General features: G+C 55.5%; 12 protein-coding genes. 5 read left to right on the forward strand and 7 right to left on the reverse strand.

The window, feature by feature from the left end; translation table 11 throughout:
- Window positions 1–236 precede the first annotated feature (236 nt).
- Both gorA and AM410_RS08155 read right to left on the reverse strand, forming a co-directional pair.
- Entirely contained in the window at window positions 237–1,589 is a 1,353-nt protein-coding gene (gene gorA / locus AM410_RS08150) for a glutathione-disulfide reductase (RefSeq protein WP_073397703.1), read from the reverse strand.
- A 71-nt stretch (window positions 1,590–1,660) separates the two neighbouring features.
- Window positions 1,661–2,503, reverse strand: coding sequence for a 23S rRNA (adenine(2030)-N(6))-methyltransferase RlmJ (locus AM410_RS08155; RefSeq protein ID WP_020884500.1), 843 nt, complete (start codon window positions 2,501–2,503; stop codon window positions 1,661–1,663).
- Between the two features lie 214 nt (window positions 2,504–2,717).
- Here AM410_RS08155 and prlC point away from each other — a divergent pair, with 214 nt between their 5' ends.
- Entirely contained in the window at window positions 2,718–4,760 is a 2,043-nt protein-coding gene (prlC, locus tag AM410_RS08160; protein WP_050737714.1) for an oligopeptidase A, read from the forward strand.
- Between the two features lie 7 nt (window positions 4,761–4,767).
- The gene (gene rsmJ / locus AM410_RS08165; RefSeq protein WP_040018266.1) at window positions 4,768–5,529 is read left to right on the forward strand and encodes a 16S rRNA (guanine(1516)-N(2))-methyltransferase RsmJ; all 762 of its coding nucleotides are present in this window, start codon (window positions 4,768–4,770) and stop codon (window positions 5,527–5,529) included.
- 86 nt (window positions 5,530–5,615) lie between these two features.
- Here rsmJ and uspA read toward each other — a convergent pair whose 3' ends face one another.
- Window positions 5,616–6,053, reverse strand: a complete 438-nt coding sequence (gene uspA, locus AM410_RS08170) for a universal stress protein UspA (RefSeq protein ID WP_003861223.1) — start codon at window positions 6,051–6,053, stop codon at window positions 5,616–5,618.
- A gap of 283 nt (window positions 6,054–6,336) precedes the next feature.
- Between uspA and uspB the strand changes: the two genes are divergently transcribed.
- Window positions 6,337–6,672 carry a universal stress protein UspB gene (uspB, locus tag AM410_RS08175; protein ID WP_003861224.1) on the forward strand — a complete coding sequence of 112 codons (336 nt, stop codon included), beginning with the start codon at window positions 6,337–6,339 and terminating at the stop codon, window positions 6,670–6,672.
- 54 nt (window positions 6,673–6,726) lie between these two features.
- Here the strand turns inward: uspB and pitA are convergent, their stop codons facing one another.
- Window positions 6,727–8,226, reverse strand: coding sequence for an inorganic phosphate transporter PitA (pitA, locus tag AM410_RS08180; protein ID WP_014172068.1), 1,500 nt, complete (start codon window positions 8,224–8,226; stop codon window positions 6,727–6,729).
- Between the two features lie 229 nt (window positions 8,227–8,455).
- On the opposite strand from pitA, the gene AM410_RS08185 reads away from it, so the two are divergent.
- Window positions 8,456–9,652 (forward strand): NAD(P)/FAD-dependent oxidoreductase, encoded by a 1,197-nt coding sequence (locus tag AM410_RS08185; protein ID WP_078774787.1) that lies wholly within the window; start codon window positions 8,456–8,458, stop codon window positions 9,650–9,652.
- A 32-nt stretch (window positions 9,653–9,684) separates the two neighbouring features.
- Here AM410_RS08185 and AM410_RS08190 read toward each other — a convergent pair whose 3' ends face one another.
- Both AM410_RS08190 and AM410_RS08195 read right to left on the reverse strand, forming a co-directional pair.
- Complete coding sequence (locus tag AM410_RS08190) at window positions 9,685–10,623, reverse strand: NAD(P)-dependent oxidoreductase (protein ID WP_108647704.1); 939 nt, start codon at window positions 10,621–10,623, stop codon at window positions 9,685–9,687.
- On the reverse strand, window positions 10,623–11,315 hold the full coding sequence (locus AM410_RS08195; protein WP_025202818.1) for an RraA family protein: 693 nt from the start codon (window positions 11,313–11,315) through the stop codon (window positions 10,623–10,625). Before AM410_RS08195 ends, AM410_RS08190 begins: the two co-directional genes overlap by 1 nt.
- A gap of 169 nt (window positions 11,316–11,484) precedes the next feature.
- On the opposite strand from AM410_RS08195, the gene AM410_RS08200 reads away from it, so the two are divergent.
- Window positions 11,485–12,222 carry an IclR family transcriptional regulator gene (locus AM410_RS08200; RefSeq protein WP_073397699.1) on the forward strand — a complete coding sequence of 246 codons (738 nt, stop codon included), beginning with the start codon at window positions 11,485–11,487 and terminating at the stop codon, window positions 12,220–12,222.
- A 37-nt stretch (window positions 12,223–12,259) separates the two neighbouring features.
- Here AM410_RS08200 and AM410_RS08205 read toward each other — a convergent pair whose 3' ends face one another.
- A complete protein-coding gene (locus AM410_RS08205; RefSeq protein ID WP_108647706.1) occupies window positions 12,260–13,582 on the reverse strand; it encodes an MFS transporter in 1,323 nt (440 codons plus the stop codon).
- Window positions 13,583–13,744 lie beyond the last annotated feature (162 nt).

Raw genomic sequence — 13,744 nt, forward strand, 5'->3', positions numbered from 1 at the left:
CAGTTTTTTCCGGGCGTCTTATAAGCGTAGACATTCGCTTCGGTGTTGGCTGAGGGAAATGTGCGGTTGATCACGTTTTTAAACGCGAGGTATTTGCGGAGTTAGAACAGCAATTGGCTGAAAAATAAAGGCTAAAAGGGATTTTTAGACAGATTTATGGGGCAAATAATTCAGAGCATTCGTTGTGCAACGATTTATGTCTGAAACAAACGCCCCTCCGCAGAGGGGCATTTTGCTTAACGCATGGTGACAAATTCTTCGGCCGCTGTCGGGTGGATCGCAACGGTGTTATCGAAGTCTTTCTTGGTGGCACCCATTTTCAGCGCCACGGCGAAGCCCTGCAGGATCTCGTCCATGCCAAAGCCAATGCCGTGGATACCGACAATCTTCTCTTCCGGACCCACGCAGACCAGCTTCATGCGGCATGGCTGACGGTGAGAGGTGACGGCGGTATACATCGCGGTGAATGCAGATTTATACACTTTCACCTGGTCGTCGCCATACTGCTCGCGCGCCTGAGGTTCTGTTAAGCCCACTGTGCCGATTGGCGGGTGGCTGAAGACCACGGTCGGAATGTTACTGTAGTCCAGATGCTCTTCCGGTTTGTTGTTAAACAGACGCTCAGAGAGGCGACGGCCCGCGGCAACCGCAACCGGCGTCAGTTCGACCGCACCGGTGTTATCGCCCACCGCGTAAATGCCCGGAACGCTGGTGTTCTGGAATTTATCGACAACGATATACCCTTTCTCATCGGTTTTAACGCCCGTCGCCGCCAGGTTGAAGTTGTCGTTAGCCGGTTCACGACCAATCGCCCAGATCAGGCAATCCACAGTCTGGCTACGGCCATCTTCCAGCTCAAGCGTCAGGCTACCGTCTGCATTTTTCACGACCGCTTTTGGCACGGCGTGGGTGTGCAGCGTTGGGCCTTCGGTATTCATCACTTCGACCAGCGTATCGACGATCAGCGGGTCAAAGTTGCGCAGCGGCGCGTGTTTACGCACGAACAGGTGCGTTTCTGCGCCCAGGCCATTAATCACACCGGCCAGTTCTACGGCGATGTATCCCGCGCCCACCACGGCAACACGTTCTGGCAGAGCAGGCAGCTCGAAGAAACCGTCGGAGTCGATACCGTATTCCACACCGGGAATATCCGGGTGGCTCGGACGCCCGCCGGTCGCGATCAGGATGTGATCGGCAGTGATCGTCTCACCGTTAACTTCTATCGTCTTCGCATCAACAAAGCGCGCAAAACCATGAATAACATCGACGTTGTTCTTGCCCAGCACATTGTCGTACGAGGTATGAATACGGTCGATATAGGCAGTACGGCTGGCGATCAGCTTGTTCCAGTCAAAGTTATTGAGGGTGGTGTCAAAGCCGTAATCCGGGCCATACATATGGATTGCTTCACGGATCTGGGCCGCATGCCACATCACTTTCTTCGGTACACAACCCACGTTGACGCAGGTGCCGCCCAGCGCTTTGGCTTCGATCAGCGCACATTTCTGGCCATACATGGCCGCGCGGTTGATGGAGGCGATGCCGCCGCTGCCGCCGCCGATTGCGATGTAGTCATAATGCTTAGTCATAGCTTTTATCCTTAATCGTGAATTGCCGCGATTGTATACCTGAAATCAATAGTTTCCACCGATGACTGCGATTACTCCGGCACGATCCAACTGACGGTGGCATGGCCCGTTCCGGCCGGCACCAGCGTCTTGTGCAGCCACGGCAGCACGTTGTTCATCTGCGCTTCGAGCTTCCATGGCGGGTTGATCACAATCATGCCGGAAGCGGTCATGCCGCGCTGGTCGCTGTCCGGGCGCACGGCCAGTTCAATTTGCAGAATTTTGCGGATACCGGTCGCTTCCAGGTCTTTGATCATGCGTTTAATTTGCGCACGCAGCACCACCGGATACCACAGGGCATAGGTGCCCGTCGCAAAGCGTTTGTAGCCGTCGTTAATACCGCTCACTACCGCCTGATAATCGGTTTTGATCTCATAAGGCGGGTCGATCAGCACCAGACCGCGACGGGATACCGGCGGCAGTTTGGCCTTCAGCTGCTGGTAGCCATCCGCCTTTTCCACACGGGCGCGGCTGTCTTTCTGGAATTCAGAACGCAGCAGCGGGAAGTCGCTTGGGTGCAGCTCGGTCAGCTGAAGGCTGTCCTGCTCGCGCAGCAGCTGGCGGGCAATCAACGGCGAGCCAGGGTAGTAGCGCAGCTGGCCGTTGCGGTTAAAATGATTCACCACACCAATGTAGGGCTCCAGCTCTGCCGGCAGGTCGTCCTGCTGCCAGATGCGGGCGATCCCTTCCAGGTATTCCCCGGTGCGTTCGGCATGTTCGCCGCTCAGCTGATAACGTCCCGCGCCCGCGTGGGTGTCCAGATAGAGAAACGGTTTATCTTTCTCTTTGAGTGATTCAATGATCAGGCTCTGAACGGTGTGTTTAAGGACGTCGGCGTGGTTGCCTGCGTGAAAGCTGTGGCGATAACTGAGCATGAATGAATGTGTTCCAGGTAGTAAACGTAGGCCTGATAAGCGTAGCGCCATCGGGCAAAAATAGAGCGTATCGCCACAGTATACAGAAAAGTTTATCCTGCCGCGAAAGCGCAACGTCTGGCATTGAAATCCTCTACACTTATCCCCATTCTAGATCGCATATGCACAGCGCCGGATGCGCGCTTCATTCATCTTATTCAACAGGACAGCGTTTATGACCAATCCATTACTGACGCCTTTTTCGTTGCCACCGTTTTCTAAAATCCTCCCTGAGCATGTGGTTCCAGCCGTAACACAGGCGCTGGACAACTGCCGTGCGGCGGTAGAAAGCGTGGTGGCGCAGGGCGCGCCGTACACCTGGGAAAATCTGTGTCAGCCGCTGGCCGAAGTGGATGACGTGCTGGGACGCCTCTTCTCCCCGGTAAGCCATCTGAATTCAGTGAAAAACAGCCCGGAACTCCGTGAAGCGTATGAACAAACCCTGCCGTTGCTCTCTGAGTACAGCACCTGGGTTGGTCAACACGAGGGGCTGTACAAAGCCTATCGCGACCTGCGCGATGGCGACCACTATGCCGAACTCAACACCGCGCAGAAAAAATCGGTCGATAACGCTCTGCGTGATTTCGAACTCTCCGGCATTGGTTTGCCGAAAGAGAAACAGACCCGTTACGGTGAAATTGCGGCCCGTCTGTCTGAGCTGGGCAACCAGTACAGCAACAACGTGCTGGACGCGACCATGGGCTGGACGAAGCTGATTACCGACGAAGCCGAGCTGGCCGGTATGCCGGAAAGCGCGCTGGCGGCGGCGAAAGCGCAGGCCGAAGCGAAAGAGCAGGAAGGCTTCCTCTTAACCCTGGACATCCCGAGCTACCTGCCGGTCATGACCTACTGCGACAATCAGGCGCTGCGCGAAGAGATGTACCGTGCGTACAGCACCCGCGCTTCCGATCAGGGTCCGAATGCCGGTAAGTGGGATAACAGCCCGGTGATGGCTGAAATCCTCGCGCTGCGTCACGAGCTGGCACAGCTGCTGGGCTTTGAGAGCTACGCTTCCAAATCCCTCGCCACCAAAATGGCGGAAAATCCACAGCAGGTCCTCGATTTCCTGACTGACCTGGCGAAACGTGCGCGTCCGCAGGGCGAGAAAGAGCTGGCACAGCTGCGCGCCTTCGCGAAAGCGGAATACGGTGTCGATGAGCTGCAGCCGTGGGATATCGCCTGGTACAGTGAAAAACAGAAACAGCACCTTTACAGCATCAGCGATGAGCAGCTGCGTCCTTACTTCCCGGAAAACAAAGCCGTTAACGGTCTGTTTGAAGTGGTTAAACGCATTTACGGGATCACCGCCAAAGAACGTACCGACATCGACGTCTGGCATCCGGACGTGCGCTTCTTCGAACTGTATGACGAGAAGAACGAGCTGCGCGGGAGCTTCTACCTGGATCTGTACGCTCGCGAGAACAAACGCGGCGGTGCATGGATGGATGATTGTGTCGGGCAGATGCGTAAAGCGGACGGCTCCCTGCAGAAGCCGGTAGCGTACCTGACCTGTAACTTCAACCGTCCGGTGAATGGCAAGCCTGCACTGTTTACCCATGACGAAGTGATTACCCTGTTCCACGAGTTCGGCCACGGCCTGCACCATATGCTGACCCGTATCGAAACCGCAGGCGTTGCCGGTATCAGCGGTGTGCCATGGGATGCGGTCGAACTGCCAAGCCAGTTTATGGAAAACTGGTGCTGGGAGCCGGACGCGCTGGCGTTCATCTCCGGCCATTACGAAACCGGCGAGCCGTTGCCGAAAGAACTGCTGGATAAAATGCTGGCGGCGAAAAACTACCAGGCGGCGATGTTTATCCTGCGTCAGCTGGAGTTCGGCCTGTTCGACTTCCGTCTGCACGCCGAGTTTAGTCCGGAGCAGGGGGCGAAAATCCTCGAGACGCTGGCCGAGATTAAAAAGCAGGTCGCCGTTATTCCTGGCCCAACCTGGGGCCGCTTCCCGCACGCGTTCAGCCATATCTTCGCGGGCGGCTATGCGGCAGGCTATTACAGCTACCTGTGGGCCGACGTGCTGGCGGCGGATGCGTTCTCTCGCTTTGAAGAAGAGGGCATTTTCAACCGTGAAACCGGCCAGTCGTTCCTTGATAACATCCTGACGCGCGGCGGTTCTGAAGAGCCAATGGTGCTGTTCAAACGCTTCCGTGGCCGCGAGCCGCAGCTGGATGCGATGCTTGAGCACTACGGAATTAAAGGCTAACCGTTACGTGAAGATCTGTTTAGTCGATGAAACAGGCGCCGGAGACGGCGCCTTATCTGTTCTGGCCGCCCGCTGGGGGCTGGAGCATGATGATGAAAACCTGATGGCGCTGGTGATGACGCCGGCGCATCTGGAATTACGTAAGCGTGACGAACCCAGGCTCGGCGGGATATTTGTCGATTTTGTGGGGGGCGCCATGGCGCACCGGCGCAAGTTCGGCGGCGGTCGCGGTGAAGCGGTTGCCAAAGCGGTTGGCGTCAAAGGAAGCTATCTTCCGGACGTGGTGGATGCCACGGCGGGTTTAGGGCGCGATGCGTTTGTCCTGGCCTCGGTAGGGTGTCACGTGCGGATGCTGGAGCGCAATCCGGTCGTGGCCGCGCTGCTCGACGACGGGCTGACGCGCGGCTATGCCGACCCGGAGATTGGACTGTGGCTGCAGGCGCGCTTGCAGTTGATTCACGCCTCCAGCCTGACGGCGCTGACCGATATCACTCCGCGTCCGCAGGTGGTCTACCTCGACCCGATGTTCCCGCATAAGCAGAAAAGCGCGCTGGTGAAGAAAGAGATGCGGGTGTTCCAGTCGCTGGTCGGACCGGATTTAGACGCGGATGGTTTGCTGGCGCCTGCTCGTCAGCTAGCCACGAAGCGCGTGGTGGTGAAACGCCCGGACTATGCGCCGCCGCTGGCGGACGTGGCCACGGCCAATGCGGTGGTTACCAAAGGGCACCGGTTTGATATTTATTCGGGGACGCCGGAACAGGAAGGTTAGGGTGTGCAGTTTGATGCTGTCACCCCAACCCGCGCTGGAAAGAGGCTCGAACGGTTCCCTCTCCCTTTGGGAGAGGGAAAGCAGACTTACTCGTCTTCTTCGTCACGCAGTGGAACAATCAGCATATCCACATGAACGGTGTTAATCAGCTGACGCGCGGAAGACATCAGCTTGCTCCAGAAGTCCTGGTGGTGACCACAAACGACCAGGTCCATATCGTATTTCTTAATCGCATCAACCAGCACCTGACCCAGATCGCCGCTGCCGCTTAAGGTTTCGGTGATAGGGTAGCCCGCGTTGGTGGACAGTTCGCTCAGGGCGTGGTGTGTCTCTTCAGAGATGCGTTTCTGCATATCACCGAGATTGACGTCAATCAGACCGGTATAGAGGTCGGAGTAATTCACATCAACGTGGATAAGAGAAACTTTCGCGTTGTAAGGGCGTGCCATGGATACCGCTTTATCAACCAGCACTTTACTCTCCGGAGAGAGGTCTACCGCGATGAGAATGTGTTTGTAAGCCATAGTGTTACTCCTTCCTTAAGTTATCGATGACTAAATGGAAAAGCCGTCGTCTGATGCTTTCATTACGGCCCAGTAAAACATATTTTTCAAGCTTTGGTGTTGATAACGATTAACCTTGTGGCAAAAAAATTAACGGATCTCCTACACTATTTAATGAGCCGTTCGGATATTAAAACGCGAACCGGATCGACTTTTGTTCATTCTTTCACTGAACTGTCTGTCAGGGCACTGGAGTGCGGTAGCTCAGAGGCCTTGCTTCGTGGGCGTACGCCGGGGAGGATGTATGATTAGCACCGTCGCATTGTTTTGGGCGTTATGCGTGGTTTGCATAGTGAATATGGCGCGCTACTTCTCATCGTTACGTGCGCTGTTAGTGGTACTTCGTGGTTGCGATCCGTTGCTTTATCAGTATGTGGACGGTGGAGGGTTCTTCACCTCGCACGGACAGCCCAGCAAGCAGATGCGTCTGGTAGGGTATATCTATTACCAGCGCTATCGCGATCACCACGATGAAGAGTTTATTCGCCGTTGCGAGCGTCTTCGCCGTCAGTTCATTTTAACCAGCGCCCTGTGTGGTCTGGTTGTGGTCAGCATGATTGCCTTGATGATTTGGCACTGAGCATAAAAAAAGCGGGTCAGTTTCCGGACCCGCTTTTTTATCGCGTTCTGCCGATTAGATAAGCTTCAGCGAAATCCAGTACAACCCACCCGACAGCAGGATAGAGGCCGGAAGGGTAAATACCCAGGCCATCAGAATGTTGGTCACGGTTTTGCGTTGCAGACCGCCGCCGTCAACAATCATGGTCCCTGCCACGGAAGAGGAGAGTACGTGGGTGGTCGAAACTGGCATACCGGTATAGCTCGCCAGACCGATTGAAACCGCCGCCGTCATCTGCGCGGACATACCCTGCGCATACGTCATGCCTTTCTTACCGATCTTCTCGCCGATGGTGGTCGCCACACGACGCCAGCCAATCATCGTACCGATACCGAGAGCCAGTGCGACAGCCATGATGATCCAGATTGGCGCGTACTCAATAGTATTGAGCATATCGCCTTTCAGTTTCTTCAGCAGACGCTGGTCGTCAGCATTCACTTCTGGCAGCTTCGCCACTTTATCCGTGACATCAGAGATGCACAGCATAATGCGACGCAGTTGACCACGTTGCTCAACGGACAGTTTGTCGTAGCTTTCGATATTACCCAGCATGCCTTTGGCACGTTCCAGCGCGTTAATCGCGTTTGCCGGATGGCAGTGGAATTCGCCCGGCGCAGTGGTAGCGCCTGCTTCAGGAGAAGGGATCAACTGGTCAACGCCGGTTGCCTTCTTCAGCAGCTCAGGGTGTTGCTGGAAATAGATTTCAACGTTGTTCACCGCATCACGGGTACGGGTGATTTCGTAACCGGAGGCGTTCATGTTGACCACGAATCCCGCCGGTGCGACGCCAATCAGTACCAGCATTACCAGACCAATGCCTTTCTGACCGTCGTTCGCGCCGTGAGAGAAGGCAACGCCGATAGCGGAAAGGATCAGGGCAATCCGCGTCCAGAATGGCGGCTTTTTCTTGCCGTCTTTCTTCTCACGCTCTGCCGGCGTCAGGTGAATACGGGAGCGTTTTTTCGTATTGCTCCAGTAACGACGCAGGATGAAAATCAATCCGCCTGCGACCACCAGACCCACGATAGGGGAGACAATCAGTGAGGCGAAAATTCCCAGCACTTTCGGGATGTTTAACGCATCAACAACCGAGGTACCGGTCATGAGGGCATTCGTTAACCCAATACCGATAATCGCGCCGATGAGGGTGTGAGAACTGGATGCAGGCAGGCCGAAATACCAGGTACCGAGGTTCCAGATAATTGCAGCAAGCAGCATTGAGAACACCATAGCGAGGCCATGGCCAGAACTAACGTTGAGAAGCAGATCCGTTGGCAACATATGCACGATCGCATATGCAACGCTCAGTCCACCCAGAAGAACACCAAAAAAGTTAAATACCGCCGCCATAACAACCGCGAGCTGCGATCGCATTGCGCGAGTGTAGATAACCGTTGCTACTGCGTTTGCAGTGTCGTGGAAGCCGTTGATCGCTTCGTAAAACAGTACAAAAACCAGAGCAAGCAATAATAAAAGCCCGGTATGTAAATCCAGGCCAGCAAACAAATGTAGCATAGGACGTTACGCCATTTTGAGGACATGAACGCGGCGCATTATCCAGGACAAATGCGCGGCGGGCAAAGTGAAATATAGCTTTTTTTTGATATAACTTCGGCTTTGTTGGCGTTAGGTAAAGAAATATATTTTATATTTCAAGTATATGACTGATATCTCGGTTAATTGCGCTGGTGTGACCACAGAGGAAACTTTACAATCCGCGGCAGTTAACGAAGAGGATTTTGACGTGGAAAGGTTTGATGCCGTGGTAATTGGCGCCGGTGCGGCGGGTATGTTTTGTGCGGCGATGGCCGGACAGGCGGGTCGTCGCGTGCTGTTGCTGGATAACGGTAAAAAGCCAGGACGTAAAATTCTGATGTCCGGTGGCGGGCGCTGCAACTTTACAAATCTCTATGTCGAACCTGCAGCTTATCTGAGCCAGAACCGTCATTTTTGCAAATCGGCCCTGGCGCGTTACACCCAGTGGGACTTTATCGACCTGGTGGGTAAGCACGGTATCGCATGGCATGAGAAGACGCTGGGCCAGCTGTTCTGTGATGACTCCGCCCAGCAGATTGTCGATATGCTGGTGGCCGAGTGTGAGAAGGGCGGCGTGGTGATGCGCCTGCGCACGGAAGTGCTGGAGGTGTCCCGCGATGAGCAGGGCTACACGCTGCAGTTAAACGGGGAAAGCGTCAGCGCCGATAACCTGGTGATTGCCAGCGGTGGCCTCTCCATGCCGGGGCTCGGTGCTTCACCATTCGGCTACAAGATTGCCGAACAGTTTGGCCTGAACGTGCTGCCCACCCGTGCGGGGCTGGTACCGTTCACCCTGCATAAGCCCCTGCTGGAACAGCTCCAGACGCTTTCTGGCGTCTCGGTTCCGTCGGTCATTACGGCTGAAGACGGTACGGTGTTCCGTGAAAACCTGCTGTTTACCCACCGTGGTCTTTCCGGCCCGGCGGTACTGCAAATCTCCAGCTACTGGCAGCCGGGGGAGTTTGTCACGGTTAACCTGCTACCCGATTGCGACCTGGAGGCTTTCCTCAACGAGCAACGCGCGGCGCACCCGAATCAAAGCCTGAAAAACACGCTGGCCATGCAGTTGCCAAAACGTCTGGTGGAATGTTTGCAGGTGCTGGGTCAGATCCCCGATGTGTCGCTCAAGCAGCTTAACAGCCGCGAACAGGAGGTGCTGGTTGAGACGCTGACAGCCTGGCGGGTGCAGCCCAACGGCACCGAAGGCTACCGCACGGCGGAAGTGACGCTTGGCGGGGTCGACACGAATGAACTCTCCTCACGCACCATGGAAGCGCGCAACGTGCCGGGGCTCTATTTTATTGGTGAGGTGATGGATGTGACCGGCTGGCTCGGCGGGTACAATTTCCAGTGGGCATGGGCAAGTGCCTGGGCGTGCGCTCAGGCGCTGGCAGAAGACAAGTGACATAAGAGCACTGCCACTCGTCACAGATGGCTTTACGGGCTGACGATGGTTACGTCTGTTACAGCAAGAATATTGCTCGCGGCCACGGTCCCCATCTTGATATATGACGCTGCGGTAACGCCGCCAATATGCGGTGAAATAACCACGTTTTCTACGGACTGCCAGAGGTGCGGCGCCGTCAGCGGCTCGTGGGTAAAGCTGTCCAGCGCTGCGCTGTGCAGCGTGCCATCCCTGAGCGCCGCCAGTAACGATTCATCGTCGATCAGTCCGCCGCGTGCCGTATTTACCAGAATTGCGTTCCGCTTGCAGTGTGCGAGCGTCTGGCTATTGATCATCCCCCGATTCTCATCGGTCAGCGGACAGTACAAAGAGATGACATCGGAACGGGAAAGAAGTCCATTCAGCGTTTCTGCGCGTTCGCACAGGGCAGGCATGGACTTAGCATAGGGATCGTAAGCCAGCACCTTCATGCCGAATGCGTGGCCAATATGTGCCACACGCGAGCCGATAGCACCCAATCCGATGAGCCCTAACGTTAAGCCCTCCAGTTCAATGGATTTATGCGTCGCCTTATCCCAGTGCCCGTCTCGCAGGCGCTTGTCCAGAGGCACCACCGACTTTGCGCAGGCGAGGATCTGCGCCCAGGTATGTTCAGCCACTGCCGCCGCGTTTGCACCTGGCGCAGCGCGGACGGCGATGTTGCGCTCGGCCGCTGCCGTCTGGTCTATCACATCGATCCCGCTTCCGTGCTTGGAAATAACCTGCAGAGCGGGGGCGGCATCCATGACTTTCGCGGTAATCTTGCCGTAACGTACCAGAATCGCCACAGGATTGTGTCGTTCACACAGCGCGATCAGTTCATCTTCTGTGGGCTGGCGGCCCGCAAACACCACCTCAAAGCCCTGCAACATTACCATGGCCTGCTCCGCCAGGTCGCTTCCGGTAACCAGAACTACGTCTTTGCCCCCCATCACAGCGTCTCCCCGTCATCTAACATACCTGCCTTACGCAGCGCGTCATCAAGCCAGTGTGGACGTAAATCGCCTTCACGGATGGCGGCAAGGCGTCGGGTCTCCATCTCCAGCTTTCCTTTTGCCAGCGCGATAACTTCCTGAACCTCATCGCGCGGGATGACTACCACGCCGTCGATATCCGCGACAACCAGATCCCCGGCCTGAACCGTCGCCCCGGCGACTGAAATGGGATGATTAACCCGACCAGAAATTAGCTTTGTCGGGCCGCAGGGGTTCAGACCGGCAGAAAAGACAGGGTAGTGACCTTTGCTCAAGGTATCGGCGTCTCGTACAGCGCCGTCAATAATAATGCCCGCAATGCCGCTCGCCTGAGCCTGAGTGGCCATGATTTCCCCAAGCAGCGCGCAGCTCAGGTCGCCTTTGCCATCGACGATCAGGACATCGCCGGGCTGCGCCACCGCCATCGCGGCATGAATCGCCAGATTATCACCCGGACGGACTTCAACGGTGATGGCCGGACCCGCAACGGACATGTGTGGGGCCAGCGGTTTGATGCGGCCATGAAGCGTACCGCGGCGACCGGCCACGTCGGCCAGAATAGCGGCCTGATACTCGGCAGCCCGACGAACGTCCTCGGCAGAAACGCGATCAAACTGGCGATTAATCGGTTTTTTTTCAGTAACGGACATGAATGCCTCCATATTGTTTTACTAAGTAAAATGTAGGTGTACAGTGCAAAACAACTATAGCGGTGTTGCTTTCCTTTTAGCCAGACCCGAGATGGCGTTTGTGATGTAAACACGAAGTGACTCACAAAATTTGAGGTACACTCACTGCCGGGCTAACAAGGAGATAATGATGGGGAATGAAGGCGTTGTAGCGGTTGAAAAAGCGCTGGCTTTACTGGATTGCTTCCGTCCTGGAGATGAGAGCCTGACGCTGACCGCGCTGGCACAGCTATCGGGTTATCACAAAACCACGGTTTACCGCTTGATGAATTCTCTTGAACGGATGAATTACGTCGTCAGGCATGAAGACGGCAATTATGCGCTGGGCCCACGTCTGCTTTACCTCGGCAAGCTGTATGAACAATCTTTCCATCTTTCCCGAGTGGTTCAGCCAGAGCTCCAGGCCTTATCCCTGGCGTCTCAGGAGAGTGCCAGCTGGTATGTGCTGGAGGGAGGGCAGCGGCTTTGCCTGTTTCGCGCTGAAGCGTCGCATGGCCTGCGACACAGCAATCTTCCCGGTAGCCAGTTTCCGCTCGATAATTCGGCCATCAGTAAGGTATTACGCCATTGGGGGCTCAATGAGAGCCTGCCGGAGGGAGACGCTGAACTCCCTTTCTACACGTCAGGTGCACGCGATCCCCATACCGCTGCGTTTGCGATGCCTGTCTTCGGCGTTCACGACAAGCTGGTTGCGGCGTTAGCCCTGACCGGCCCCATCTCACGGCTGACGGAAGATCGTCGTGAGAAGGAGATAGGTCAGTTGATGAAGGCGGCAGCAAGCCGTCTGTCGCAGAAAATGGGAGCCAGTAAGCTCTTCTGTCAGCAGTTTTTTGGGGAAACGAGCGATACGGCGGAAGAAAATCTTTAAATGCAGAAGCGGGACAGTTGTCCCGCTTCTGTCAACGCTAATGCGTGACCTGTTTTTCGTGTAGCTGAGCGTTGCGGGCCTGTCGGCCCATAATGACCCCGGCCACGCACAGCGCGGCCAGCGGAAGCATCGCCAGCGTGTAGCTGCCCGTACGCTCATTGATAATGCCGTACGCGTTTACCATCACCGCCCCGCCTATCAGGTTTGCGATGGCACCAATCGCGGCCAGTCCCGCCGCCGCTGAGGTACTGCTCATCCAACCGGACGCCAGCGCCCAGAAAGGCCCTTTCATTGAATAGGCGCCTATCAGCATAATGCTGAGGATAACGATCGTGGCAGACAGCGAAACGCTCACAAAGGCGGCGAACACGCCGGCGGCAATTATGAATAGCGTGAGTGCGGTATGCCAGCGGCGTTCGTTGGTACGATCGGAATTCCGTCCCCATACAATCATGAGAACAGATGCCAGACCGTAAGGAATGGCGTTAAGCAGACCTGTCTCAAGATTATCGAGATGGAAGGATTTCAGCAGTTGAGGAGACCAGACGCTGATGGTGGTACCCGCGGACGATGCACCCGCGTAAATAAGCGCCATCAGCCAGATTTGGCGATGCTTTAACAACTGCCAGGTGGTCTGGTGTCCGATATTCTTTTGCTGATTGCGCTCGGTTTCCAGCGTGGTTTCCAGCCATTGTTTCTGTTCACTGCTAAGCCAGCTCGCCTGATGAGGGCGATCCCGGAGAATAAACCAGGCGGCAATACCCAGCAGCACCGCCGGCAAGCCTTCAATAATGAACAGCAGATGCCAGCCGCGAAGACCCAGCCAGCCATCCAGTGACAGTATCAACCCGGAAAGCGGGGAGCCAATGAAGTTAGCGAGTGGGATGGCGACCATAAAGGACGCAATAATGCGTGCGCGGTAGCGGGACGGGATCCACCAGGTCAGATACAGCACGACGCCCGGGAAGAAGCCCGCCTCTGCAGCACCGAGAAGAAAACGGACGATATAGAGCGACGTGGTGTTCTGCACCAGGGACATACACATGGAGACGATGCCCCAACTGATCATAATGCGCGGGATCCACAGCCGGGCGCCGACTTTCTGCATGGCCAGGTTGCTGGGTACTTCAAACAGAAAATAGGCCACGAAATAAAGACTGCTGGCGAAGCCAAATGCAGCTTTGCTGAGGCCAAGGTCCTCATTCATCTGCAGCGAAGCCATGCCGATATTCCCGCGATCGATAATGGAGACCAGGTAACTGACAATCAGAAACGGGAGAATACGCCAGATCACCTTCCGCATCGTCTCTCTTTCTATGTCCTCGGTGGCGGTAGCACCGTTACGTAAATGTTCTGTCATTGTGTCCTCGCAGGGTATGTTCTTTGTTTTATTAGGTACAACTGAGTTTTATTAAACAAAACCACTATAGCGACGGCGCGTTCTTTTTATCCAGTTAATGGAAGGTTTAAATGATGTAAATAAGAGGTGACTCACAGATAGTGCGCTCCAGATATATCGCTC

The sequence above is a fragment of the Enterobacter cloacae complex sp. FDA-CDC-AR_0164 genome, from assembly GCF_003071645.1.
GTDB classification, from domain to species: Bacteria; Pseudomonadota; Gammaproteobacteria; order Enterobacterales; family Enterobacteriaceae; genus Enterobacter; species Enterobacter ludwigii.

Coding starts and splice junctions, on each gene's coding strand:
- gorA (WP_073397703.1), bottom strand. CDS start 1,589: ATGACTAAGCATTATGACTACATCGCAATCGGCGGCGGCAGCGGCGGC.
- AM410_RS08155 (WP_020884500.1), bottom strand. CDS start 2,503: ATGCTCAGTTATCGCCACAGCTTTCACGCAGGCAACCACGCCGACGTC.
- prlC (WP_050737714.1), top strand. CDS start 2,718: ATGACCAATCCATTACTGACGCCTTTTTCGTTGCCACCGTTTTCTAAA.
- uspA (WP_003861223.1), bottom strand. CDS start 6,053: ATGGCTTACAAACACATTCTCATCGCGGTAGACCTCTCTCCGGAGAGT.
- uspB (WP_003861224.1), top strand. CDS start 6,337: ATGATTAGCACCGTCGCATTGTTTTGGGCGTTATGCGTGGTTTGCATA.
- pitA (WP_014172068.1), bottom strand. CDS start 8,226: ATGCTACATTTGTTTGCTGGCCTGGATTTACATACCGGGCTTTTATTA.
- AM410_RS08190 (WP_108647704.1), bottom strand. CDS start 10,623: ATGGGGGGCAAAGACGTAGTTCTGGTTACCGGAAGCGACCTGGCGGAG.
- AM410_RS08195 (WP_025202818.1), bottom strand. CDS start 11,315: ATGTCCGTTACTGAAAAAAAACCGATTAATCGCCAGTTTGATCGCGTT.
- AM410_RS08200 (WP_073397699.1), top strand. CDS start 11,485: ATGGGGAATGAAGGCGTTGTAGCGGTTGAAAAAGCGCTGGCTTTACTG.
- AM410_RS08205 (WP_108647706.1), bottom strand. CDS start 13,582: ATGACAGAACATTTACGTAACGGTGCTACCGCCACCGAGGACATAGAA.